We start from the raw sequence: 25,154 nt of genomic DNA on the forward strand, positions 1-25,154 counted from the left end.
GAAGGTCACGCTGCCCGGGGGCCGGATTCATGGTCGGGATGATCATGGACCTCGCCATGATCGTGATGGTGATGCCCGCCATGTCCCTCTGTGTGGGAATGCGCGTGGTCATGTCCATGAGCGTGGGAATGCGCATGGCCGTGCCCGTCATCCGGCTCGCACCAGGGCGCATCGTCATGCCAGGCCTCGTCGAAACGGCGCGCCTTGAGCAGGTTTTCCGGGCGCAGCACCTCGCGCGTTTCGCCCCAGGCGACCGGCCGGCGGGCCAGAAGCAGCGTGTGCGGGAAATGTGCGCGCACCAGTTCGAGGTCGTGGGCGACGACAAGCACCGTGCGGCTTTCGCCATGCCAGCGCTGGATCAGCTGGATCAGGTCGCCGACAGTCTTGGCGTCGACCGCGTTGAACGGTTCGTCGAGCAGGATCAGATCGGCATCCTGCACCAGCACACGGGCAAACAGCGCGCGCTGCAGCTGGCCGCCCGACAGCGTGTCGATGGCGCGCTTTTCGAAACCTTCGAGGCCAACCGCCATCAGCGCCTTGGAGACGGCATCGCGGTCTTCCCTGGAATAGCGGCCAAGCAGGCCGCGCCTCGGCCAGAGACCGAGCGAGACAAGATCGACGACGCGGGCCGGGAAGCTGCGGTCGAGTTCGGACTGCTGCGGCAGATAGGCGACGCGTTTGCCCGGTGTGACGGTGCAGATGCCGGCCATCGGCTTCAGCACGCCGACGATGCCCTTCATCAAAGTGGATTTGCCCGAGCCATTGGCGCCGATCACGGCGGTCAGCGATCCCGAGCTGATCGAGCCGCTGAGATGGTGCACTGCCGGATGGCTGTTGTAGCCAAGCGTCAGGTCCTTGAATGTCAGGCAGGCGTCGGTCATCGGCTTCATGCTTTGTCGCAGCGAACTGGTCCCCCTGGATATGTGATGTTATTACATTAGTCAACGAGGTCGGGCGACAAACCGGTGGATCGGTGCGGCAAAGCCGCTGGCCCACGCAATTCGACCACTGCGGCCTTGCCCGGGGAGGTGGCAAAATCTAAGAAGGCGCCACCCCTAACGGAAGGAGACCCACCCATGAGCGTTCGTCGTATCGATGTCGGCCCCCGCATGAGCCAGATCGTCATCCACAACAACACCGTTTACCTGGCTGGCCAGGTCGGCGCCCCGGGCGAAAGCGTTGCCGCGCAGACCAAGGCCATCCTGGCCGAGATCGACGCGCTGCTCGCCAAGGCCGGCACCGACAAGACCAAGATCCTGCAGGCGATCATCTGGCTCGACGACATGTCGACCTTCGCCGAGATGAACTCGGTCTGGGATGGCTGGGTGCCGCAGGGCAACACGCCGGCGCGCGCCACTGGCGAAGCCAAGCTGGCCGGCCCGGAATACAAGGTCGAGATCATCGTCACCGCCGCTGCATAAGCGACGCGTTTCGGCTCGAAGCCCAAAGAACGCCGCGTATCCAAGGGGATGCGCGGCGTTTCTGATTCTGCATCGAGGCGACTTGGAAAAACTAACGGTGTCTGGCGAACAGGTCCCGCTGAGCCTGGTTGACGGAGCCATCGTCCCAATCGACTTCACGCTTCGACAACGGCATATGGGGTCGTCGATGCTGATTGTCGTAGAACAGGGTGCCATGAATTCCCAAGGCATCGCGCTTCAGCACGGGACGGCTCCACAACTGCGCCAGGACCGAGCCTGCGGCCTTCTTGCCGAGCCGCTCGATCAGGTCTTCGACCAACTCCACGTCGCGTCCAGCCGGGAAGATGGCGGCAAACTCCTCCTCCGTTGCCTGGAACACGCTGAAGGTGGCGTTCTCAGCGCCGTCGATGATCTGGATGTTTTTCGTGGGGCGCAATTTGACACTCGACATGCACGGCGACAATCGAAGCTGATTGGCGTGAGATGAAAGCCTTTGCTCAAGACCGCCTGGGCGGGCAGGACTGAGCTGCATGTTGCCGCCGGCGGATGCTCGCTCAAAATCGCCTAGCCGTCGGACGGCGTGAAGCGCGCCACCACGGCATGCGCATTGGCCGGATAGGTGAAGCGCACATGGGTGACCGGGCGCTCTGCGCTCCAGGTCCGCCTTTCGATGATCAGGCAGGGCGCGCCGCTGGCGAGGCCAAGGTCGGCGGCCGTCTCGCCATCGGCGGAGGCGGCGCGAATGACATGTTCGGCAGCACTCCACGGCACCTGTCCGATCAGCCACGGCCCGGGCGCCGATTTGCGAAACTCCTGATCGGCGGCTTCGGGCACGGCGGCGAGGCTGATCAGCCGGTCCTCGACGCAGAATGGACGCACCCCGGCATAATGCAGGCACTGCAAGGCCAGGAGCTGGCCTGCGGTCGACGGGCTGGGGCCGAGCCTGTCGCGGTCGACTGTCGTGGCGCGCCGCTTGGTCTGGGCCATCAGCTCGTAGCGATAGGGCAGGCCGAGCGCTTCGACCTCGACGCGGATGTCGTGGATTTCGAGCACCGCCGCCTGCGATTGCGGCCGGCGCACGAAGCTGCCGGAGCGGCGCCGCCTTTCGATCAGCCCGGCCTTGGCGAGCTGCGACAGCGCCTTGTTCACGGTCATGCGCGAGCAGCCATATTGCTCGGTCAGCTCGTGTTCGAACGGAATGCGGTAGCCGGGCTCCCATTCGCCCGAGACGATGCGGTCCCTGATGTCGTTGAGGATGCGCTGGTAGAGCGATGTCGATGCATCGCCGCCAACCGTCTCTTCAACCATCTCCGCTATCGAATCGGACACCCCAGTCTCCCTTTCTTACGCCGCCGTCAGTTCCATCATCACGTTACGAAACCGGGCCGCAATAGCATCCCTGCGGAAATGTGCGCCATCAGTCACGACTTTGCGGCCATTTGCCCAGACACAGTCGACTTTTCCGCCCGAGGCGAAGATCCAGGCATCGAGAATGGCGTCGTCCGACTTGCCGGCAAGCGTCGGGTGGGTGGGCGCGAGCGAGACGAAATCGGCGGCAGCGCCGGCGCCAAGTCCCGCCGTGCCCACGCCGAGCGCCTGGGCGCCGCCGCCAAGTGCCGCATCGAACAAGGCGCGGCCGGTCGACTGGCCTGAGGTGGCAAGCACATTGCGGGCGCGATGGGCGAGGCGCTGCGAATATTCGAGCATCCTGAGTTCGCCACTGAGGCCGATCTCGACATTCGAATCCGAGCCGACGCCGTATTTGCCGCCATGTTCGACAAACAGCGGTGCGGCAAAGACGCCGTCGCCGAGATTGGCCTCGGTGATCGGGCACAGGCCGGCGACCGCGCCCGACCGCGCCATGGCGATCGTCTCGGCTTCGGTCATGTGGGTGGCGTGGATCAGGCACCAGCGCCTGTCGACATCGGCGTGGCTAAGCAGCCATTCCACCGGCCGGGCGCCCGACCAGGCGACGCAGTCTTCGACTTCCTTGACCTGTTCGGCGATGTGGATGTGAACAGGGCCTGACGTCAGCGCGGTGACTATGGCCAGTTCGTCAGGCGTTGCGGCGCGCAGGCTGTGCGGCGCAAGGCCGAGCACCGCACCGTTGATGCCCTTCAGCGCTTCGCCGCACCTCTCAAAAAGCCTGGCGAAGCGATTCGTATCGTTGATGAATCGGCGCTGGCCGTCATTGGCGGGCGCGCCGCCGAAACCCGAATGGGCGTAGAACACCGGCAGCAAGGTCAGCCCGATGCCGGTATCGACAGAGGCCGCCGCGATGCGTTCGGCCATCTCGGCGATGTTGGCATAGGGGCTGCCGTCGCGGTCGTGATGGAGATAGTGGAACTCGCCGACGCGAGAAAAACCGGCCTCCAGCATTTCGACATAGAGCTGGGCTGCGACCGCCTCGACCTGCTCCGGTGTCATCGACAGCGCGAAGCGGTACATCACCTCCCGCCAGGACCAGAAGCTGTCCGACGACGGCCCGCGGATTTCGGCGAGGCCGGCCATGCCGCGCTGGAAGGCATGGCTGTGCAGATTGGGCATGCCGGGCAGGACAATGGCGTGGCGCTCGTCGCCGGGCTGAGCGGCCTTGCCTGTTTCCACCGTCGCGATGCGGCCGCCGGCCAATGTCATCCGCACGTTGCGTTGCCAGCCGTCGGCCAGCAGCGCCTGTTCCGCAAAGATCGTCGCCACCAGAATCTCCTCACCTTTCATGTGCACGATAGCACTTGCATCGCCTTTCTGATATGTATATACATAATCGCAGTTGGAGGAAACGAAAAAGATGATGGCTGGCAACCAATCAGCGACATCGGCAAGAATCTGGCGCAATGCGCGGCTGGCGACGCTGGCTGAAGCTGCCACCGGCCTTGGCATTGTCGAAAACGGTGCGATTGCCGCCCGTGACGGCCGCATCGTCTTTGCCGGCCCGGAAGCCGACATGCCCCAGGCTCTGCGCGACGGTGCCGACCTCATCGACTGCGAGGGGCGCTGGATCACGCCGGGCCTGATCGACTGCCACACCCATCTCGTCCATGCCGGCAACCGCGCCAACGAGTTCGAGATGCGGCTGGCGGGTGCGACCTATGAAGAGGTGGCGCGGGCAGGGGGCGGCATCGTCTCGTCGGTCAAGGCGCTGCGCGCGGCGAGCCAGTCCGATCTGGTGGCTCAGACCTTGCCGCGCCTCGATGCGCTGGTTTCAGAAGGTGTCACCACCGTCGAAGTCAAGTCGGGCTACGGTCTCGACCTCGACAACGAAGCCAAGTCGCTGCGCGCCGCCCGGCACCTGGCCGAACTGCGGCCGGTGACCGTGCGCACCACGTTCCTCGGGGCGCACGCGCTGCCGCCGGAAGCCAACGGCGACAAGGACGCCTATATCGACCTCGTTGCCGGCCCGATGCTCGACAGGATCGCGGCCGAGGGCCTTGCCGACGCCGTCGACGGCTTCTGCGAGGGCATCGCATTCTCGACCGCGCAGATCACGCGTGTCTTCGACGCCGCGCGCGCCAAGGGCCTGCCGGTCAAGCTCCATGCCGACCAGCTGTCCAATCTCGGCGGTGCGGCCCTTGCCGCACATTATGGTGCGCTGTCGGCCGACCATCTCGAATACACCGATGACGCCGGTGCCGCCGCAATGGCTGCGGCAGGCACGGTCGCCGTCATCCTGCCCGGCGCCTTCTATTTCATCCGCGAGACCAAAAAGCCGCCGGTCGAGCTGTTCCGCCGCCACGGCGTCAGGATGGCGGTTGCCACCGACAACAATCCCGGCACCTCGCCGCTGACCTCGCTGCTTCTGACCATGAACATGGCAGCGACCCTGTTTGCCATGACGGTCGAGGAATGCCTCGCCGGCACCACCCGCGAAGCGGCTCGCGCGCTCGGGCTGCTCACCGAGACCGGCACGCTCGAAAAAGGAAAATGGGCTGATCTCGCCATCTGGGACATCGAAAGCCCGGCCGAACTTGTCTATCGCATGGGGTTCAACCCGCTCCATGCCCGTATCTGGAGGGGAAAATGACCACGCTTGTATTGAACCCCGGCAATGCCACGCTTGCCGACTGGCGCGCCATTTATCGCGGCGCCGTTCCTGAACTCGATCCGGCCTGCCGTCCCGGGATCAAGGCCAGCGCGGAGACGGTGGCGCGGATCGTTGCCAAGGGCGAGCCGGTCTATGGCATCAACACCGGCTTCGGCAAGCTCGCCAGCGTCCGCATCCCGGCCAATGACCTCGAAACGCTCCAGCGCAACATCGTGCTCAGCCATGCCGCCGGCGTCGGCGAGGCGATGCCGGTTGCCGTGACCCGCCTGATGATGGCGCTCAAGCTCGCCAGCCTGGCGCAGGGCGCCTCCGGCGTGCGCGAACAGACCATCGACCTGTTGCAGCAGATGCTCGCCAAGGGCGTCATTCCGGTCGTGCCGGCGCAAGGGTCGGTCGGCGCCTCGGGCGATCTGGCGCCGCTGTCGCACATGACCGCAACGATGATCGGCGTCGGCGACTGCCACACCCCGCATGGCATCGTGCCGGCCAAGGTCGCTTTCGTTACCCACGAACTCGAGCCGATCACCCTGGGCGCCAAGGAAGGCCTGGCGCTGCTCAACGGCACCCAATTCTCGACCGCTTACGGGCTCGCCGCTCTGTTTGAGGCGGAAAACCTCTATCATTCGGCGCTGGTGTCAGGCGCGCTGTCGACCGATGCCGCCAAGGGCTCGGATGCGCCGTTCGACCCGCGCATCCATGTCCTGCGCAAGCACCGCGGCCAGATCGAGACGGCTGAGACGCTGCGCAATCTGATGGCCGGCAGCGCTATTCGCGAAAGCCACCGCATCGGCGACGAGCGTGTCCAGGATCCGTACTGCCTGCGCTGCCAACCGCAGGTCATGGGTGCTGCCCTGACCTTGTTGCGCCAGGCCGCCGACACGCTCGGCACCGAGGCCAACGGCGTCACCGACAATCCGCTGATCTTCACCGAGGACGACACCGCGCTGTCGGGTGGCAATTTCCACGCCGAGCCGGTGGCATTTGCCGCCGACATGATCGCGCTTGCCGTCTGCGAGATCGGCTCGCTGTCGGAACGCCGCATCGCCATGCTGGTCGATCCGGCCCTGTCGGGCATGCCGGCGTTTCTGACGCCGAAGCCCGGTCTCAACTCCGGCTTCATGATCCCGCAGGTCACGGCCGCCGCGCTGGTCTCCGAGAACAAGCAGAAGGCCTATCCGGCCAGCGTCGATTCGATCCCGACTTCGGCCAACCAGGAAGACCACGTCTCGATGGCCGCCCATGGCGCCCGCCGGCTGCTCGGCATGATCGAAAACGCCAATGGCGTGCTCGGCATCGAGCTGCTTGCCGCGGCCCAGGGCTGCGACTTCCATGCGCCGCTGGCCTCGAGTTCGGCGCTCGAGGCCGTGCGCAAGCTCGTTCGTGCCCAGATTCCGCATCTTGACGACGACCGCCATTTCCATCCCGACATGGAAAAGGCCATCGCCCTTGTCCGCAGCGGCGCCATCGTCCAGGCGATCGCCGGCGTCGGCCTGCCCGAGATCTCGGGTGGCGAAAGATGAGCGGCGCGCCCTGGTTGACGGTGCAGCGTGGCGACGCCCCGCTGCTCGTCAGCATCCCCCACACCGGCATAGACCTTGCCGGGTTGGACGATCTGTTCGTGTCGCGCTGGCTGGCGCGGCGCGACACCGACTGGTGGATCGAGCAGCTTTATGATTTTGCCGCCGGCCTCGGTGCAACGGTGGTGCGCACCACGGTGTCGCGCTCGATCATCGACGTCAACCGCGACCCCTCCGGCGCCTCGCTCTATCCCGGCCAGGCGACGACCGAACTCTGCCCGACCACGACTTTCGACGGCGAGGCCCTCTACAACGAAGGACAGGAGCCCGACGAGGCCGAAGTCGCAAGGCGTCGCCAGACCTATTACGATCCTTATCATGCAGCGCTCGAAGGCGAGATCGTCCGTCTCAGGGCACTGCATCCCGAGATCGTGCTCTATGACTGCCATTCGATCCGCTCGATCATCCCCAGGCTGTTCGACGGCAAGCTGCCGCTGTTCAACCTCGGCACCAATTCCGGCAAGAGTGCCGATCCCGCCTTGCAGGAACAGGTCGCATCGCTGATGGCAGCCAGCGGCAGGCCCTGGGTGGTCAATGGCCGCTTCAAGGGCGGCTGGATCACCCGCCGGCACGGCCAGCCGGAGCAGGGCGTCCATGCCTTGCAGATGGAACTGTCCTGCCGCGGCTACATGCTCGAGCCGGAAGGCAAGGTCGAACCGGCCAACTGGCCGAGCCGCTACGATCCCGAATTCGCCGCACCGATGCGCGCGACGCTCACCAAGATCCTTGAAACCGCGCTCGCCTGGGCGGGCAGCCGACACTCCTAGGGAGGTTTTCGTAATGACCCAACATTCCCGCATCGACAATGCCCGCGTCATCCGCGCCGCCACCGGCACCGAGCTCACCGCCAAGAGCTGGCTGACCGAAGCGCCGCTGCGCATGCTGATGAACAATCTCGACCCGATCGTCGCCGAAAAGCCGGGCGAGCTCGTCGTCTATGGCGGCATCGGCCGTGCTGCCCGCGACTGGGACAGCTACGACCGCATCGTCGCTGCCCTGCGCAAGCTCGAAGGCGACGAGACGCTGCTGATCCAGTCGGGCAAGCCGGTTGGCGTGTTCCGCACCCACAAGGATGCGCCGCGCGTGCTGCTCGCCAACTCCAACCTGGTGCCGCACTGGGCCAACTGGGACCACTTCAACGCCCTCGATAAGAAGGGCCTGATGATGTACGGCCAGATGACCGCGGGATCGTGGATCTATATCGGCAGCCAGGGCATCGTTCAGGGCACCTACGAGACCTTCGTCGAGATGGGCCGCCAACATTTCGGCGGCGACCTCGCCGGCCGCTGGATCCTGACCGCCGGCCTCGGCGGCATGGGCGGCGCCCAGCCGCTGGCCGCGACCATGGCCGGTGCCGCCTGCCTCGCCATCGAATGCCAGGCAAGCCGCATCGAGATGCGCCTCAAGACCGGTTATGTCGACGTCCAGGCCAAGGATCTCGACGATGCGCTCGCCATCATCGACAGGGCCTGCAAGGACAAGAAGGCGATTTCGGTCGCCCTTCTCGGCAATGCCGCCGAAATCCTGCCCGAACTGGTCAAGCGCGGCGTCAAGCCGGATGCGGTGACCGACCAGACCTCGGCGCATGACCCCGTCAACGGCTACCTGCCGATTGGCTGGACCGTTGCCGAGTGGGAAGAAAAGCGCGAGCGCGACCCCAAGGCGGTCGAAAAGGCGGCGCGTGCCTCGATGGCAGTGCACGTCAGGGCGATGCTCGACTTCCACAAGATGGGCATCCCGACCGTCGACTACGGCAACAACATCCGCCAGGTCGCCAAGGAAGAGGGCGTCGAGAACGCCTTCGACTTCCCGGGCTTCGTGCCGGCCTACATCAGGCCGCTGTTCTGCCGCGGCATCGGACCGTTCCGCTGGGCAGCCCTTTCGGGCGATCCCGAGGACATCTACAAGACCGACGCCAAGGTGAAAGAACTGCTGCCCGACAACAAGCACCTGCACAACTGGCTCGACATGGCGGCCAAGCGCATCCATTTCCAGGGCCTGCCGGCGCGCATCTGCTGGGTCGGCCTCGGCGACCGCCACCGCCTCGGCCTCGCCTTCAACGAGATGGTCGCCAAGGGTGAGCTCAAGGCGCCTGTCGTCATCGGCCGCGATCACCTCGACTCCGGCTCGGTCGCTTCGCCGAACCGCGAGACCGAGGCGATGAAGGACGGCTCGGACGCCGTCTCTGACTGGCCGCTGCTCAACGCGCTGCTCAACACCGCCTCGGGCGCCACCTGGGTGTCGCTGCACCATGGCGGCGGCGTCGGCATGGGCTTCTCGCAGCATTCGGGCGTGGTCATCTGCGCCGACGGCACCGAGGATGCCGCCCGCCGTCTCGAGCGCGTGTTGTGGAACGACCCGGCGACCGGCGTCATGCGCCATGCGGATGCCGGCTACGACATCGCGCTCGACTGCGCCAGGGATAAGGGCCTCAACCTGCCCGGAATCCTTTGAAACTGATCGACCTTGCGAGGCGGCACCCGGTGCCGCCTCGCATCTTGTTGACTTACTGGGAGGAGGACCCTCATGACCGATATCACCAGCCATGAAGGCGGATCGCGGGCCGGCGCCGGCCTGAAACTTGTGCTTTTCAGCCTCATTGGCATAGTCTTCTTTTTCGTACCGGTCACGATCGGCACAAAATCCACCATCCTCCTTGATCATGCCGCGACCGCGCTGGCGGTCCAGTTGCGCCCCGTGGCGGTTGCCTTCGTCTGTCTGCTGATCGCCTATGGCGCCATCGGCCCGTTCGTTCGCGGTTCCTGGAACAGGAACGTCACCGAAGCAATCTTTTCGGCCCTGCGTGTCCTCGGGCTCGGGCTCTCGGTCATGTATCTCACCGGGGTCGGGCCGGAGACTTTCTTTGCCCCCGACATGTTGCCCTTCCTGTTCGACAAGCTGGTGCTCTCGGTCGGCTTGATCGTGCCGATCGGCGCTTTGGCGCTCGCTTTCCTCGTCGGCTACGGCCTGCTGGAGTTCACGGGTGTGCTTGTGCAGCCGGTCATGCGGCCGGTCTGGCGGACGCCGGGCTGGTCGGCCATCGATGCGGTTGCGTCCTTTGTCGGCAGCTATTCGCTGGCGCTGCTGATCACCGACCGGGTCTTCAAGGAAGGCAAATACACCGTCCGCGAGGCGGTGATCATCGCCACCGGCTTCTCGACCGTTTCGGCAACCTTCATGATCATCGTCGCCAAGACCCTCGGCCTGATGGGCAACTGGAACCTCTACTTCTGGACCACCTTCGTCGTGACGTTCGTCGTTTCGGCAATCACCGCCCGGATCTGGCCGATCTCCGGCAAGGATCATCCCGCCAACCGCGACCAGCCGCTTGCGGCCGGAAAGTCCCGCCTCCAGACGGCGATCGATGTCGGCCTCGACCAGGCCCAGGCGGCTCCGCCTCTGCACGCGCTGCTGCGCGACACCTTCATCGACGGCCTGCGCATGGCATCGATCATCCTTCCCAGCATCATGGCGGTCGGGCTTCTCGGTCTGTTGGCGGCCAAATACACGCCGATCTTCGACATACTGGGTCTGGCGCTGTATCCATTCACCTGGCTGGCGCAGTTTAACGATCCGATGCTTGCCGCAAAGTCGCTGGCTTCCGGTCTGGCGGAAATGTTCCTGCCGGCGATCCTGCTGAAAGAAGCCGATCTCGGGCTGAGGTTCGTTGCCGCGGTCGTGTCGGTCAGCCAGGTGCTGTTTTTGTCGGCATCGATCCCGTGCGTGCTGGCGACGTCCATCCCTCTGTCTTTCCGGGACCTGATCATCATCTGGTATATCCGCACCGCTCTCAGCATTCTGGTCACCGCTCCGATCGCCTGGCTGGCGATCAGCATGGGCTGGCTGGCGTAATGGCAGCGCGCATCATCCGTCACGCCGACTGCCGCCCCATGCCGTGGAAGAACGGCGGCGGCGTGACGACCGAAATCCTGGCCTGGCCGTCCGCGGCCGGGCTCGACGCCTTCGACTGGCGCATCTCCATGGCGCAGGTCGCCGGCGGCGGGCCGTTTTCGGTCTTTGCCGGCATCGACCGGACGTTGACCGTTCTGTCGGGCACGATGCAGCTTGCCGCGGGCGATGCCGCACCGGTGGCGTTGTCTCCGCAGTCGCAGCCTTACGCTTTCCCAGGCGATGTCGGCACCGAGGCCGTGCTCATCGACGGGCCGGTGCTCGACTTCAACGTCATGACCCGGCGCGACCGTGTCAGCCATGCTGTCGAGCGGCTGGAATTTTCGGACCCGGGCGAAATCGCCCTGGGGCAGGGCATCAGCCTGGTCTTCGTCGCATCAGGTGCGGCGCGCATCGGCAGCGAAGCGGTCGCGGCCTTCGATACGCTCTATTCAGATGACGGGCCGGCCAGCTTGACGGTCGCGCCGAACGGGCCGGTATCGCTTCTCAAGGTCTCCATTCGCCTGATATAACAGGGCAATCTCCAAAATCGTCGTGACATCGGCGCGGAACTGGCAAACACTCCCCTGGGGGACGGGTAGGTCAGGCCGGCGATCCAGATCGCGCGGCGCAGTGGAGTATGTGCCATGGACACCTACAAGGTCGGCTATTTCGTCGGCAGCCTTGCCACAGCGTCGATCAACCGCAAGCTCGCCAAGGCGCTGGTCCGGCTCGCGCCCAAGCACCTCGAAATGGAAGAGATCCCGTTTCGCGACCTGCCGCTCTACAGCTATGACTACGACGCCGACTTTCCGCCGCCGGCGCGCGCCTTCAAGAAGGCACTGGCCGGCGTCGATGCCGTGCTGTTTGTCACGCCCGAATACAACCGCTCGATCCCCGGCGGCCTCAAGAACGCCATCGACTGGGCGAGCCGGCCTTACGGCACCAATTCCTTCACCCGCAAACCGTCTGCTGTCATCGGCACCTCGCCCGGCGCGATCGGCACCGCTGTCGCCCAGCAAAGCCTGCGCAGCGTGCTGAGTTTCTGCAACTCGCCGCAGATGAACGCGCCCGAAGCCTACATCCAGTTCAAGCCAGGACTGATCACCGACGAGGGCGAGGTGACAAATGAAGGCACCGCCGAATTCCTCAAGAACTACATGGCCGAATTCCATGCCTTCGTGGTCAGGGTCTACACCGTGTTGCCCCGCGGCGGCTGAGTGGCGGCTGAGCGGTTCGAAGCCCGTTTGGCCACGGTGGTGGCCTGAAATTCGGCTGAAGAAATGCCGGTGTTGCGAAGGTTGACGCGCAGCGCCTGAAATATGGCAAAGATTCATCATGCGAACACGAAAAAGCCCCAATCCTTGCGTTCCGCTCGCGGCCCTGCACTGCTATGAGGCGCGGAGGGAGATTGGCGGCGCCGACGCCATATTTTCACTCCATCCAGGTGCAAGAGCGCTCAATCGACCTGTTGGTTGCATGCAACCAATTCTTGTTTGAAACGGTTTATGTGGCAGGTCCGCGACGCCGGCAGGCGCTGCGGACTTTCTGTCAAACGGAAATGCTGTAGATGAATATTCAGACCGACCCGCGCCGGATCAAAGACGTAGTGCCGAGTTTTCCGGCCGTGGCCGAACAGCCGATCAGGGCGACGGTGCTGCATGAGGACCGGCTGCGCGCGACGGGCGAAAGCATGGCCCGCAAGGAGCTGCGCTCCTATTTCGGTCTCGAAGCCTTCGACTTCCACGCCCGCATCCGCGAGAGCGCCAAGAAGATCCTCCAGGTCTATCGCGACACCAATGCCGCGCAGGGCAGGGGCGAGCCGATCACGCCGGCGGCGCAATGGCTGCTCGACAACAACTATCTCGTCGAAGAGACCATCTACCAGGTCAAGCGCGACCTGCCCAAGCGCTTCTACCGCGAATTGCCGACGATTGATCTCGGCAACGGCCAGTCGGTGCCGCGCGCGCTGGCCATCGCCTGGGTCTATGTCGCCCATTCCGACAGCACCGTTTCGGCGCATATGTTCAAGGCGATCGTCGAGGGCTACCAGGCCGTCGAGCCGCTGCATATCGGCGAGCTCTGGGCGCTGCCGTCGCTGCTGCGTTTCGTTCTGGTCGAGAATCTGCGCCGCATCGCCGTCCGCGTGAACCGCGCCCGCGAAATGCGCGCAATCGCCAACGACGTCGCCGACCGCCTGCAGAGCGTGCAGGAGCAGGACGACGGCCTGGCCCTGCTCAGGGCCTATGCTGCCCACGCCCGCGACACGACCTTTGCGACGCAGTTGCTCTATCGCTTGCGCGACGGTTCGCAGAACGCCGGCAAGGCGTTGATCTGGCTCGAGAACGAGCTCGAGAAGTCGGGCAGCGACGCCGAAGAGATCATCATCGGCGAGCACCACACGCTGTCTTCCGGCAACGTCACGACCGGCAACATCATTCGTGGCCTGCGCCTGATCAATGACCAGGACTGGACGGTCTGGTTCGAGGATGTCAGCCGCGTCGACACGCTGCTGCGCGAGCGCACCAATTTCGCCGAACTCGACTTCGCTTCGCGCGACCAGTATCGCACCGCGATCGAGGAACTGGCGCGTCACTCCAAGCTGTCGGAATTCCAGGTCGCCGAACAGGCGACCGCCTTTGCAAGCAAGGAAGTCGCCGAACAGGCGACCGATTTTGCGCTCAAGGAAGCGCCTGCTTCATCAGAGGATCCTTCGGGTCTGCAGAAGGAACGCTCCGACGTCGGTTTCTTCCTCGTCGGTCCGCGCCGGCAGGAGCTGGAACAGTCGATCGGTTACCGCCCGACCATCGGACGCATCGTCAACCGCGCCTTCCGCAAGACCAACTGGCTCGGCATTGCCCTCCCGGTCTTTGCCCTGACCGTTCTACTGCTTCTGCTGGCTGGTAACGCGCTGGCTGCGCTGGGCCTGCCGACGGCGGCGGTGGTGGTGATGCTGGTGCTGTTTTCGGTTCCGGCCAGCGAGGGTGCGCTCGCCTTCTTCAACACCATCGTGCTGAAGTTTCTCGAGCCGACCCGCCTGATCGGCTACGAGTTCAAGGACGGGGTGCCGGCGGAAGCCCGGACATTGGTGGTGGTGCCGTCGCTGATCGGCTCGCGCGACGATGTCGAGGAGAACATCCGCAACATCGAGATCCATCACCTCGCCAACATGACGGGCGAGATCCATTTCGCCGTGCTCTCCGATTGGCCCGACAGCCAGGCCGAAATCTCCGTCGGCGACCGCGAGATCTATGACTATGCCCGTCGCGAGATCGCCAGGCTCAACCAGCGTTATCCCAGCGAGGGTGCTGCGCGTTTCTACCTGCTGCACCGCCGCCGGCTGTTCAACCCGTCGCAGGGCTGCTGGATGGGCTGGGAGCGCAAGCGTGGCAAGCTGCACGAGCTGAACCTTTTGCTGCGCGGCGACGCCGACACCACCTTCCTGCCGACCGATACGCCGCTGCCTGACAATGTCGTTCACGTCGTCACCCTCGACGCCGACACGCGCATGACGCGCGGCGTCGTCACCAAGCTGGTCGGCAAGATGTGCCACCCGCTCAACCGGCCGGAGTTCGACGCAGAGAAGCGCCTGGTGACCTCAGGCTACGCCATCCTGCAGCCGCGCGTGACGCCGTCGCTGACGACGGGCGACGAAGCCTCGTTCTTCCAGCGCGTGTTTTCAGCCCATCGCGGCCTCGACCCTTACGTCTTTGCCGTGTCCGATCTCTACCAGGACGTCTTCGGCGAAGGCACCTTCACCGGCAAGGGCCTCTACCATGTCGACGCGATGGAAGCCGCGCTCAAGGGGCGCATCGCCGAAAACACCATCCTGTCCCACGATTTGCTCGAAGGCGCGCTCGCCCGCTCGGCACTGGTCACCGACGTCGAGGTGGTCGAGGACTATCCGACCCGCTACTCGGTCGACGCTTCGCGCCAGCATCGCTGGGCGCGTGGCGACTGGCAGCTGCTCGGCTACATCTTCGACCCGAAGTCGGGCGTGCCGGCGCTGTCGCGCTGGAAGATGGTCGACAATCTCAGGCGCTCGCTGACGCCGATCTTCTGGGTTATGGCGGCGATTGCCGGCTGGACGCTGCTGCCCTTCACCCAGGCCGCGCAATGGCAGGCGCTGCTGATCCTCAGCCTGTTCATGGCGCCGACCTTCGACATCATCGACGCAATCCTGCCCAAGAACCGCGAAGCGACCCCGCGCGGCCATTTCAGCGCGCTCGGCCGCGACCTTGCCTTCGGCACCGCGATGGTGGCGCTCAAGGTCGTGTTGATGGCGCATCTGGCCTGGATGATGGGCGATGCGATCATCCGCACGCTCTATCGCCTGTTCGTCAGCCGCGAGAACCTTCTGGAATGGCGCACCGCCTCGCAGGCGCACAAGTCGGGCGGCAACGACCTCGCTGCCTATTACCGCATGATGTATGGCGCGGTGATCATCGCCGCCGTCGGCCTGGTCCTGCCTGTGATGACGGATTCGACCGGCGCCTTCGTTGCCTTCGCCTTCGCCATCTTCTGGGCCGGTTCGCCGGCTTTTGCCTGGCTGATCAGCCGCTCGGCCGAAACCGAAGACCGGCTGCATGTCGCGCCCTGGGACGTCCACACCCTGCGCACCGTGGCACGCCGCACCTGGCACTATTTCGAGACCTTCGTCACGGCGGAGCAGAACTTCCTGCCGCCTGACAATTTCCAGGAAAACCCGACCGGCGTGATTGCCACGCGCACCTCGCCGACCAATATCGGCGTGTATTTGCTGTCGGTCGTCTCGGCCCGCGACTTCGGCTGGATCAGCCTGGCGGACGCGGTGTCGCGCATCGACGCCACCGTCTCGACCATCGAAAAGATGGAGCGCTACCGGGGCCATCTCTACAACTGGTACGACACGACAAACCTCAGGCCGCTCTATCCGCTCTATGTCTCGAGTGTCGACAGCGGCAATCTCGCCGGCCATCTCGTGGCGGTTGCCGCCGCCTGTTCGGAATGGGCGGAGGCGCCCTCGGTCCATCTCCAGGGCGATTTCGAGGGCATTCTCGACATCGTTTCGATCATCGAGGAGAGCGTCGCCGACCTGCCTGACGACCGCCGCCAGCTGAGGCCGCTGCGCCAGCGCCTGATCGACCGCATCGACGGCATGCGCCGGGCCGTGGAAACCATCAAGTCGCAGCCGGAAATGGCCTCGATCCGCACCATCAACCTGGCCGTCTTGTCGGGCGAAATCCGCAAGCTGGCGGGCGCGATCCACACCGAAGCGGCCTCGACCAAGAGCGAAGTGCTTGCCGACTGGGCGAGGACGCTGGAAGTCACCTGTGAGGCGCATGTGCATGACGCGCACAGCGATGACCAGGCGGTCGCGGCCCTGCGCAGCAAGCTGATGGAACTGCGCGAACGCACCCGCAAATTCGCCTTCGAGATGAATTTCTCGTTCCTGATGCGCAACGAGCGCAAGCTTCTGTCCATCGGCTACCGCGTCGAGGAGCACCAGCTCGACGAAAGCTGCTACGACCTGCTTGCCTCCGAAGCGCGGCTGACCAGCCTGTTCGGCATCGCCAAGGGCGACATCTCGACCGAGCATTGGTTCCGCCTCGGCCGTCCGATCGTCGAGATCGGCTTCCAGGGCGCGCTGATGTCGTGGTCGGGCTCGATGTTCGAGTATCTGATGCCGCCGCTGGTGATGAAGGAGCCGCAGGGCGGCATCCTCAACCAGACCAACAAGCTGATCGTCCACCGGCAGATCCAGTATGGCCGCTCGAAAGGCATTCCGTGGGGCATCTCGGAGGCTGCCTATAACGGCCGCGACCGCGAACTGACCTACCAGTACACCAATTTCGGCGTGCCGGGGCTTGGCCTCAAGCGCGGCCTTGGCCAGAACACCGTCATCGCGCCTTATGCGACCGTGCTGGCGGCCCAGTTTCTGCCAAGCGAGGCGACGGCCAATCTCAGGCGCTTGCGCAAGCTCGGCGCGCTTGGCCGCTACGGCTATTACGACGCCGTCGACTACACGCCGCAGCGTGTGCCCGAAGGCACCGACCACGCCGTCGTCTACAACTACATGGCCCATCACCAGGGCATGTCGATCGTGGCGATTGCCAATGCGATCTTCGAAGGCCGCATGCGCGACCGCTTCCACAGCGATCCGGTGATCGAGGCGGCCGAACTGCTGCTGCAGGAAAAGGCGCCGCGCGACATTCCCGTCGCCACCGTCCGCACCGAGGTGGCCGAACACACCAAGGACGAGACCGCCGATCACAGCGCCGATACGCGCCTGGTGCTCAATCCGATGCGCGCCCTGCGGTCGACCAACCTGATGTCGAATGGCCGCTACTCGGTCATGGTCACGGCGACAGGCTCGGGCTACAGCCGCTGGAACGACATGGCGATCACGCGCTGGCAGCCGGATCCGACCGAGGATCGGCTTGGCACCTATCTGTTCCTGCGCGACACCGAAACCGGCGACTGGTGGTCGGCGACATCGGAGCCGAAGCGCGCCACCGGTGAGCAGACCCAGACCCTGTTCTGCGACGACAAGGCGAGCTTCATCAAGACGGTCGGCACGCTGCGCAGCGAGGTCGAATGCATCGTCGTCTCCGAAGGCAATGGCGAGGCCCGCAAGGTCACCATCTGGAACGACGCTGCCGTCGACCGCCACATCGAGGTGACGTCGTTTGCCGAGCTGGTGCTGGCGCCCGAGGCCAATGACAACGCCCATCCGGCGTTCTCCAAGATGTTCGTCGAGACCGAGATCACCCACAATGGCAGCGCCATCCTGGCGACGCGGCGCACCCGCGCCGCCAACGAGCCTTCGGTCGTCGCGGCGCATTTCGTCACCGACCAGTCGGGCTTCGTGCGCGACACCGAGGCCGAGACCGACCGCCGCGCCTTCATCGGCCGTGGCCGCACCATATCAGATCCGGCGGCGTTCGATCCGGGCGCCAAGCTTTCGGGCAGCGCCGGCTTCACGCTCGATCCGGTGGCGGCCCTGCGCCGCCGCGTCCGCGTGCCGGCCAACAAGAAGGTGACGCTGACCTATTGGACCATCGTCGGCTCGACCCGCGAAGAGGTCGAAGAGACTGTCGCCAAGCTCGACCACCCCGAAGGCTTCCAGCGCCAGGCCATGCTGTCCTGGACCCGCTCGCAGGTGCAAACGCGCCATCTCGGCCTCAACCTGGCTGACGCCGCAAACGTCCAGAAGCTGGCCCGCTTCCTGATCTATCCCGATCCGTTCCTGCGCCTGTCGGCGGATGCCATCGCCTCCGGCCTCGGCCGACAGTCGGCGCTGTGGCCGATGGCGATCTCGGGCGACTTCCCGATCCTGGCGATCCGGATCGGCGACGTCGCCGATATCGAGATCGTCGCCCAGGCGCTGCGCTTCCAGGAATATATGCGCGCCCGCGGCCTCGTCGCCGATCTCGTCATCGTCAACGAGCAGGCCTCGTCCTATGTCCAGGACCTGCAGCAGGCGATCGAGCATCTGTGCGAGAACAGCCGCCTGCGCGGCAAGGAACTCGGACCACGCCAGCATATCTTCGCGGTTCGCCGCGACCTGATGGACGAGGCATCCTACCGCACGCTGCTGGCCGTCGCGCGTGTCTGCCTGCACACCCGCAACGGCACGATCTTTGACCAGATCGAGCGCGCCGAGGCGGCAGCGCTTGCCGCCCGCGACGCATTGACCGCCGCCCAGGCGACCGACCGGCCGGAAACCTCGGCACTGCAGACCTCGCCGTCGCGCAGCGCCCGCAAGAGCGGCGGCGACGGCCTGTCCTACTGGAACGGTTTCGGCGGCTTCGACGCCAATGGCCGGGACTATGTCGTGCGCCTCAATGGCGCCCGGTCGACGCCGCAGCCCTGGATCAACGTCATCGCCAATGGCGGTTTCGGCTTCCACGCTTCGGCGGAAGGCGCTGCCTTCACCTGGAGCCGCAACAGCCGCGACTACCAGCTGACGCCATGGTCGAACGATCCGGTCACCAACCGGCCGGGCGAGGCGATCTATGTCTTCGATCGCGCCAGCGGCAGGACCTGTTCGCCGATTGCAGCGGTGGCGCGTGACGCGGGCGCAAGCTACGAAGCCCGTCACGGCCAGGGCTTCTCGACCTTCCGCTCCAAGCGCGGCACTTTGGCCACCGAACTGACGCATCTCGTCGATCCGAACGATCCGGTGCGCATTTCCAGGCTGAAGATCGAGAACTCCGGCGCGGTGCCGGCCAAGCTCAAGGTCTACGCCTACGCCGAGTGGGTGCTGGGCAACAGTCGGGCCAGGACTGCGCCCAACATCGTGCCGTCGCTCGACGAGGCGACGGGCGCGCTGTTCGCCCGCAACAGCTACGGCCTCGATTTCGGCGAGCGTGTCGCCTTCATGGCGATGGACGGCAAGACCAACTCGGTCACCTCGGATCGCCACGAGTTCATCGGCTTGGGCGGCACCGTCGAGGCGCCGCGCGCCGTGACCCTCGGCGCCGATCTGACCGGACGCGTCGAGGCGGGTGTCGATCCCTGTGCTGCGATCTCGAGGGATGTCGAGGTGCCTGCCGGTGGCTCGATCTCCCTGCTCTGGCTGCTCGGCGATGCCGGTTCGGACGAGGAGGCGAGCGCGCTGGTCGCCCGCCATCTCAAGGTCGATTTCGAACAGAGGCTGGCCGACAACGAGCGGAACTGGCGTTCGTTCCTCGGCACCATCGAGGTCGAGACGCCCGACAAGGCGCTCGACGCCATGGTCAACAACTGGCTGCCTTACCAGAGCCTGGCCTGCCGCATCCGTGCACGCTCGGCCTTCTACCAGGCCAGCGGCGCCTTCGGCTTCCGCGACCAGCTGCAGGACACGCTGGCGCTCCTGATGCACGACGCAAGCCTTGCCCGTGCGCAGATCCTGAACGCCGCCGGCCGGCAGTTTGCCGAAGGCGACGTGCAGCATTGGTGGCTGCCGCGCACCGGCGCCGGCGTGCGCACCATGATCTCCGACGACGTCGTCTGGCTGGCGAGTGCCACCGCGCGCTATGTCACGGTGACCGGCGATGCGGCGATCCTCAACGAGCAACTGCCCTTCATCGAAGGTCAGCAGCTCAACCCGGGCGAGCACGATGCGTTCTTCACGCCGGAGCAGTCCAAGAAGAAGGCCTCGCTCTACGAGCACTGTGCCCGCGCGCTCGACCTCGCCATCAAGCGGACGGCCAAGAACGGCCTGCCGCTGATCCTCGGCGGCGACTGGAACGACGGCATGAACCGCGTCGGCGAGGAGGGCAAGGGCGACAGCGTCTGGCTCGGCTGGTTCCTGCTGCGGACGCTGGGAGAGTTCGCCCCGCTGGCCAAGGCCGAGGGCGATTCAAAACGCGCCAACGCCTGGGACAAGCATGCCACGGCATTGAAGCGCGCGCTGGAGAATGCGGCCTGGGATGGTGAGTGGTATCGCCGCGGCAGCTTCGACGACGGCACGCCGCTCGGCTCGCGCAACTCCGATGAATGCAAGATCGACTCGATCGCACAGTCGTGGAGCGTCATTTCGGGCGAGGGCGATCCGGCACGTTCGCGCACGGCGATGGCACAGGCGACCAAAATGCTGGTCGATGACGAGCTGAAGCTGATCAAGCTGTTCACCCCGCCATTTTCCGAAACCGACAAGGAGCCGGGCTACATCAAGTCCTATCCGCCTGGCGTGCGGGAAAATGGCGGTCAGTACACCCATGCCGCGACCTGGTTTGTCATTGCCTTGGCGGAAATGGGGCAGGTCGACGAGGCCTATCGCTGCTTCTCGATGCTCAACCCGGTCAACCATGCGCTCGACGAGGCGGCGGCCGAGACCTACAGGGTCGAACCCTATGTGGTGGCAGCCGACGTCTATGCCGACGCCTCCAAGGCGGGCCGCGGCGGCTGGACCTGGTACACAGGTTCGGCAGGCTGGCTCTATCGCGCGGCGGTCGAAAGCATCCTCGGCATCAGCCAGCGTGGCAACAGGCTCGTCGTGGCACCAGCCATTCCCAGGCATTGGGAAGGTTATTCGGCGACGCTCCGTTTGGGTGGTGCCGTCTACAGGTTGCGTGTGGTGAGGGACAAAGCCGCTAAAGCTGCGAAAGCAGAAGTCGATGGCGTGAAGGGCAAGGACGCGTCCTTTGCCATGCGCGACAGCGGCGAAGTCGACGTTGTGATCCGCATCCCGGCCTAGCCGGGATGCCCCTGCGTCAACTTGGTTGCCGGCTTTGTCATCATTTTGCCGCAACGATGCCTTTTTTCGTTAAATCTCAATTCCTTATCGGATCACAGCAGATTACCGGCCGTAGCCATGTGTTGTTCGATTTTTTTGAACGGAGCGGCTATCTGCGCATTGTCTTGCGGACCCATGACCGCTATTTGTCGGCTATGGTGCAGTGCACAATAAAGGGACGAACGGGACTCAAGGGGTACCAAAGTGTCGTTGCTTGAAGTTTATTGGAGAGCCCTCCGCTATCTTGCCGCCGACGGCAAGAAGGTCGGGCTGATTTGCGCAGCCAACGTCGTGTTGGCAATCGTGACCATTGCTGAACCGATCCTGTTCGGGCGTATCATCGATGCTATCGCTGGAAAGACGGAAGTCGTTCCGACAATGGCGCTGTGGGCGAGCTTCGGCGCGTTCAACATCGTCGCCTTCGTTCTGGTCGCACGCGGCGCCGACCGCCTGGCGCATGCGCGCCGCGGCGAGGTGCTGTGCCAGTCGTTCGAACGCGTCATCACCATGCCACTGGCCTGGCACCAGCAGCGCGGCACGTCGCATTCGCTGCACACCTTGCTGCGCGCGGTCGAAGCGCTGTTCAGCCTGTGGCTCGAATTCATGCGCACCCATCTGTCGACGGCGGTGGCGCTGGCGCTGCTGATCCCGACTGCCTTTTCGCTCGACGTCCGCATGTCGCTGGTGCTGATCGTGCTTGGCGCGCTGTATCTCGCCATCGGCCGGCTCGTCATGCGCAAGACCAAGGAAGGCCAGGCCTCCGTCGAGCGCCACTATCACAAGGTGTTTTCCCACGTCTCGGACTCGGTCAGCAACGTCGCCGTGCTGCAGAGCTACAACCGCGTCGGCCAGGAAACGGAATCGCTGCGTGCCTATGTGAAGGCATTGATCACCACGCAGAACCCGGTGCTCGACTGGTGGGCGCTGGCATCCGCCATGCACCGCCTGGCCTCGACGATCTCGATGATGGTGGTGCTTCTGATCGGCGCCTATCTGGTCAGCAAGGGCCAGCTGCGCATCGGCGACATCGTTGCCTTCACCGGCTTCGCCGCCCTGCTGATCAGCCGCCTCGACCAGGTTTCGAACTTCGCCAACCAGATCTTCGACGCCCGTTCGAAGCTGGAGGAGTTCTATCGCCTCGAGGACGCCGCCGGCGAGAACCGCGAGCCGGAAGGCCTGCGTGAGCTCGACAACGTCACCGGCCACGTCCGTTTCGAAAACGTCAGCTTCGAGTTCCCCAATTCGGGGCAGGGCGTCACCGACGTCTCCTTCGAGGTGCGCGCCGGCCAGACCATCGCCATCGTCGGCCCGACCGGTGCCGGCAAGACGACGCTGATCAACCTGCTGCAGCGCGTGCACACGCCCCAGCATGGCCGCATCCTGATCGACGGCATCGACACCCGCACCGTGACCAAGAAGTCGCTGCGCCACTCGATCGCCACCGTCTTCCAGGACGCCGGCCTGCTCAACCGCTCGATCGAGGACAACATCCGCGTCGGCCGCGCTGGTGCGAGCTACGAGGAAGTGCATGCTGCAGCGACCGCGGCTGCGGCGCAGGACTTCATCCTGTCCAAGAGCGAAGGCTACGACACCAATGTCGGCGAGCGTGGCGGCCAGCTGTCCGGCGGCGAGCGCCAGCGTATCGCCATTGCCCGCGCCATCCTCAAAAGCGCGCCGATCCTGGTGCTCGACGAGGCGACGAGCGCCCTCGACGTCGAGACCGAGAACCGGGTCAAGGACGCCATCGACATGCTGCGCGACGGCCGCACCACCTTCATCATCGCGCATCGCCTCAGCACTGTCCGCGACGCCGACCTTGTGGTGTTCATGGATCGCGGCCATGTCGTCGAGATGGGCGGCTTCAACGAGCTGTCGACCCGCAATGGCCGCTTCGCCGCCCTGCTGCGCGCCGGCGGCCTGCTCAATGATGAGGAAGTCCGCCGCGTCACCCATGTCGAGGCCGCGGCCTAGTCCATCATCGTCATACGGATCCGGACGGGGCGCCTTGGCGCCCCGTTTGCGTTTGCCCGCGACGCCGGAACAGATTGCGAAGACGCACGCCCAAGGCTATTTAGCGTCCATGACACAGACGACCTCGCAGGCTTGGCGTTTCAGCGACCTGGCCAATCCGACCCGCTTCATCTCGCTGGTCGACAAGATCGTGCCCTGGCTCGGCGGCGCCTCAGTATTGGTGCTGGCGATCGGGCTCTATCTGGCCTTCGCCGCACCGGCGGATTTCCAGCAAGGCATCACCGTTCGCATCATGTATATCCACGTGCCTTTCGCCTGGCTCGCCATGATGTGTTATTCGGTCATGGCCATCTCGGCGCTGGGAACGCTGGTCTGGCGTCATCCGCTCGCTGATGTCGCTCTGAAGTCGGCCGCACCGGTCGGAGCCGTGTTCACCGCGCTCGCATTGCTCACCGGCTCGATCTGGGGGAAGCCGATGTGGGGCACCTGGTGGGTGTGGGACGCCCGGCTGACCTCGGTCTTTGTACTGTTTTTGATGTATCTCGGCATCATCGCGCTGACCCGCGCGCTCGACGACCCCGCGCGTTCGGCGCGTGCTGCCGCCGTCATCACGCTTGTCGGCTTCATCAACATTCCGATCATCAAGTTTTCGGTCGAATGGTGGAACACGTTGCACCAGCCGGCCTCGGTGTTCCGCATGGACGGCCCGACCATCGATCCGAGCATGCTCTGGCCCCTCATGACCATGGCGCTTGGCTTTACCCTTCTGTTCTTCACTCTGCATCTAATGGCGATGCGCACCGAGATCTGGCGCCGTCGTGTCACAGCCATGCGCCAGATTGCCGCTCGGAGGGCCGAGCGCCAGCAGGCCTGACGGCCCGAACACGAGGAAGACATCATGTGGCCCGATCGTCGAATTCTTGATCTCCTGGGCCTCGAGCTTCCGATCTTCCAGGCGCCGATGGCCGGGCCCGTCGATTCCGAAATGGTGATCGCGGTCTCGGAGGCCGGCGGCCTCGGCGGGCTGCCTTGCGCGCTGATGACGCCCGAAAAGGCGCGGACCGAACTCGGCATCATCCGGCAGCGCACCTCGAAGCCGATCAACGTCAATTTCTTCTGCCACAAGCAGCCCGAAGACGATCTTGCCCGCGAGGCGGCGTGGAAACAGCGGCTCGCGCCCTATTATCTCGAACTCGGCCTCGACCCCACGGCGCCTGCGCCGCGTTCGGCGCGTGCGCCTTTCGACGAGACCTTCTGCGACATCGTCGAAGAGTTCCGGCCGGAGGTGGTGAGTTTCCATTTCGGCCTGCCTGATGCCGCCTTGCTCGATCGCGTCAAGGCGACGGGCGCCAAGGTGCTTTCGTCGGCGACGACGGCCGACGAGGCGGTGTGGCTCGAGGCGAGGGGCTGCGATGCGATCATTGCGCAAGGTGCCGAGGCCGGCGGCCATCGCGGCATCTTCCTGACCGACGACGTCGCCAACCAGCCCGGCACCTTCGCTCTGGTGCCGCAGGTGGTCGATGCGGTCAAGCTGCCCGTCATCGCCACCGGCGGCATATCAGACGCACGCGGCATCGTTGCCGCCTTTGCCCTTGGCGCGTCGGCGGTGCAGGTCGGCACCGCCTATCTGTTCTGCCCCGAGGCCAAGGTGGCAGCACCGCACAAGGCCGCACTCAAAGCGGCCAAGGACGACCATACCGCGCTGACCAATCTGTTCACCGGCCGGCCAGCGCGCGGCATCGTCAACCGCATCATGCGCGAGGTCGGTCCACTGTCTGAAGACGCGCCGGCATTCCCGCTGGCAGGCGGGGCACTGGCACCGCTGCGAGCGGCGTCGGAACCCAAGGGCTCGGGCGATTTCATGTCTTTATGGTCGGGGCAGGCGGCGCGGCTTGGCCGCGACATGCCGGCGGCCGACCTGACGCGCGCCCTTGCCGCGGAAACACAGGCTCTGCTGTCGCGCTTCGGCCGCCAGCCTATGGCATGATCCCTTGATGTAGTGGCCTGTTTTCGCAAAAGATCATGCGAGAACAAGAAGATAGAGCCCCATTCCG

The 25,154-nt window shown here is 64.9% G+C and carries 16 protein-coding genes; 12 read left to right on the forward strand and 4 right to left on the reverse strand.

What is annotated here, in order from left to right:
- Window positions 1-5: 5 nt before the first annotated feature.
- A complete protein-coding gene (gene aztA, locus Amn_RS11530; RefSeq protein ID WP_286298024.1) occupies window positions 6-881 on the reverse strand; it encodes a zinc ABC transporter ATP-binding protein AztA in 876 nt (291 codons plus the stop codon).
- Window positions 882-1,076: 195 nt separating this feature from the next.
- Between aztA and Amn_RS11535 the strand changes: the two genes are divergently transcribed.
- A complete protein-coding gene (locus Amn_RS11535) occupies window positions 1,077-1,421 on the forward strand; it encodes a RidA family protein (RefSeq protein ID WP_055979001.1) in 345 nt (114 codons plus the stop codon).
- Between the two features lie 91 nt (window positions 1,422-1,512).
- Here Amn_RS11535 and Amn_RS11540 read toward each other — a convergent pair whose 3' ends face one another.
- From Amn_RS11540 to Amn_RS11550, 3 genes are read right to left on the reverse strand one after another with little or no spacing between them, the layout of a single operon-like run.
- A complete protein-coding gene (locus Amn_RS11540; RefSeq protein WP_286297154.1) occupies window positions 1,513-1,953 on the reverse strand; it encodes a DUF8220 family protein in 441 nt (146 codons plus the stop codon).
- A 32-nt stretch (window positions 1,954-1,985) separates the two neighbouring features.
- Entirely contained in the window at window positions 1,986-2,729 is a 744-nt protein-coding gene (gene hutC, locus Amn_RS11545) for a histidine utilization transcriptional repressor HutC (RefSeq protein WP_286298025.1), read from the reverse strand.
- A gap of 36 nt (window positions 2,730-2,765) precedes the next feature.
- Window positions 2,766-4,118, reverse strand: a complete 1,353-nt coding sequence (locus Amn_RS11550) for a formimidoylglutamate deiminase (RefSeq protein ID WP_286297155.1) — start codon at window positions 4,116-4,118, stop codon at window positions 2,766-2,768.
- Window positions 4,119-4,212: 94 nt separating this feature from the next.
- On the opposite strand from Amn_RS11550, the gene hutI reads away from it, so the two are divergent.
- From hutI to Amn_RS11605, 11 genes are all read left to right on the forward strand, one after another.
- Window positions 4,213-5,442, forward strand: coding sequence for an imidazolonepropionase (hutI, locus tag Amn_RS11555; protein ID WP_502874760.1), 1,230 nt, complete (start codon window positions 4,213-4,215; stop codon window positions 5,440-5,442).
- Window positions 5,439-6,983, forward strand: a complete 1,545-nt coding sequence (hutH, locus tag Amn_RS11560; protein WP_286297157.1) for a histidine ammonia-lyase — start codon at window positions 5,439-5,441, stop codon at window positions 6,981-6,983. Before hutI ends, hutH begins: the two co-directional genes overlap by 4 nt.
- Complete coding sequence (gene hutG, locus Amn_RS11565; protein WP_286297158.1) at window positions 6,980-7,807, forward strand: N-formylglutamate deformylase; 828 nt, start codon at window positions 6,980-6,982, stop codon at window positions 7,805-7,807. The genes hutH and hutG overlap by 4 nt, the downstream gene beginning before the upstream one ends.
- 13 nt (window positions 7,808-7,820) lie before the next feature.
- Window positions 7,821-9,494 carry a urocanate hydratase gene (gene hutU, locus Amn_RS11570; protein ID WP_154385427.1) on the forward strand — a complete coding sequence of 558 codons (1,674 nt, stop codon included), beginning with the start codon at window positions 7,821-7,823 and terminating at the stop codon, window positions 9,492-9,494.
- 72 nt (window positions 9,495-9,566) lie between these two features.
- Complete coding sequence (locus tag Amn_RS11575; protein WP_067963246.1) at window positions 9,567-10,892, forward strand: YjiH family protein; 1,326 nt, start codon at window positions 9,567-9,569, stop codon at window positions 10,890-10,892.
- Window positions 10,892-11,461 (forward strand): HutD/Ves family protein, encoded by a 570-nt coding sequence (locus Amn_RS11580; RefSeq protein WP_067963241.1) that lies wholly within the window; start codon window positions 10,892-10,894, stop codon window positions 11,459-11,461. Before Amn_RS11575 ends, Amn_RS11580 begins: the two co-directional genes overlap by 1 nt.
- Window positions 11,462-11,575: 114 nt before the next feature.
- Entirely contained in the window at window positions 11,576-12,148 is a 573-nt protein-coding gene (locus Amn_RS11585) for an NADPH-dependent FMN reductase (RefSeq protein WP_067963236.1), read from the forward strand.
- A gap of 350 nt (window positions 12,149-12,498) precedes the next feature.
- The gene (locus Amn_RS11590) at window positions 12,499-21,090 is read left to right on the forward strand and encodes a glycoside hydrolase family 94 protein (protein ID WP_182573693.1); all 8,592 of its coding nucleotides are present in this window, start codon (window positions 12,499-12,501) and stop codon (window positions 21,088-21,090) included.
- 243 nt (window positions 21,091-21,333) lie between these two features.
- Window positions 21,334-23,100: a glucan ABC transporter ATP-binding protein/ permease gene (locus tag Amn_RS11595; protein ID WP_067963229.1), complete on the forward strand. Its 1,767-nt coding sequence runs from the start codon at window positions 21,334-21,336 to the stop codon at window positions 23,098-23,100.
- 109 nt (window positions 23,101-23,209) lie between these two features.
- Window positions 23,210-23,974 carry a heme ABC transporter permease gene (locus Amn_RS11600; RefSeq protein ID WP_192317141.1) on the forward strand — a complete coding sequence of 255 codons (765 nt, stop codon included), beginning with the start codon at window positions 23,210-23,212 and terminating at the stop codon, window positions 23,972-23,974.
- Window positions 23,975-23,998: 24 nt separating this feature from the next.
- Entirely contained in the window at window positions 23,999-25,087 is a 1,089-nt protein-coding gene (locus Amn_RS11605; RefSeq protein ID WP_286297159.1) for an NAD(P)H-dependent flavin oxidoreductase, read from the forward strand.
- Window positions 25,088-25,154 lie beyond the last annotated feature (67 nt).

This window comes from Aminobacter sp. Y103A (assembly GCF_030294925.1).
GTDB lineage: Bacteria > Pseudomonadota > Alphaproteobacteria > Rhizobiales > Rhizobiaceae > Aminobacter > Aminobacter ciceronei.

Coding starts and splice junctions, on each gene's coding strand:
- Amn_RS11575 (WP_067963246.1), top strand. CDS start 9,567: ATGACCGATATCACCAGCCATGAAGGCGGATCGCGGGCCGGCGCCGGC.
- Amn_RS11540 (WP_286297154.1), bottom strand. CDS start 1,953: ATGCAGCTCAGTCCTGCCCGCCCAGGCGGTCTTGAGCAAAGGCTTTCA.
- hutI (WP_502874760.1), top strand. CDS start 4,213: ATGGCTGGCAACCAATCAGCGACATCGGCAAGAATCTGGCGCAATGCG.
- hutG (WP_286297158.1), top strand. CDS start 6,980: ATGAGCGGCGCGCCCTGGTTGACGGTGCAGCGTGGCGACGCCCCGCTG.
- hutH (WP_286297157.1), top strand. CDS start 5,439: ATGACCACGCTTGTATTGAACCCCGGCAATGCCACGCTTGCCGACTGG.
- Amn_RS11600 (WP_192317141.1), top strand. CDS start 23,210: ATGACACAGACGACCTCGCAGGCTTGGCGTTTCAGCGACCTGGCCAAT.
- hutU (WP_154385427.1), top strand. CDS start 7,821: ATGACCCAACATTCCCGCATCGACAATGCCCGCGTCATCCGCGCCGCC.
- Amn_RS11605 (WP_286297159.1), top strand. CDS start 23,999: ATGTGGCCCGATCGTCGAATTCTTGATCTCCTGGGCCTCGAGCTTCCG.
- aztA (WP_286298024.1), bottom strand. CDS start 881: ATGACCGACGCCTGCCTGACATTCAAGGACCTGACGCTTGGCTACAAC.
- Amn_RS11585 (WP_067963236.1), top strand. CDS start 11,576: ATGGACACCTACAAGGTCGGCTATTTCGTCGGCAGCCTTGCCACAGCG.
- Amn_RS11590 (WP_182573693.1), top strand. CDS start 12,499: ATGAATATTCAGACCGACCCGCGCCGGATCAAAGACGTAGTGCCGAGT.
- hutC (WP_286298025.1), bottom strand. CDS start 2,729: ATGGTTGAAGAGACGGTTGGCGGCGATGCATCGACATCGCTCTACCAG.
- Amn_RS11580 (WP_067963241.1), top strand. CDS start 10,892: ATGGCAGCGCGCATCATCCGTCACGCCGACTGCCGCCCCATGCCGTGG.
- Amn_RS11535 (WP_055979001.1), top strand. CDS start 1,077: ATGAGCGTTCGTCGTATCGATGTCGGCCCCCGCATGAGCCAGATCGTC.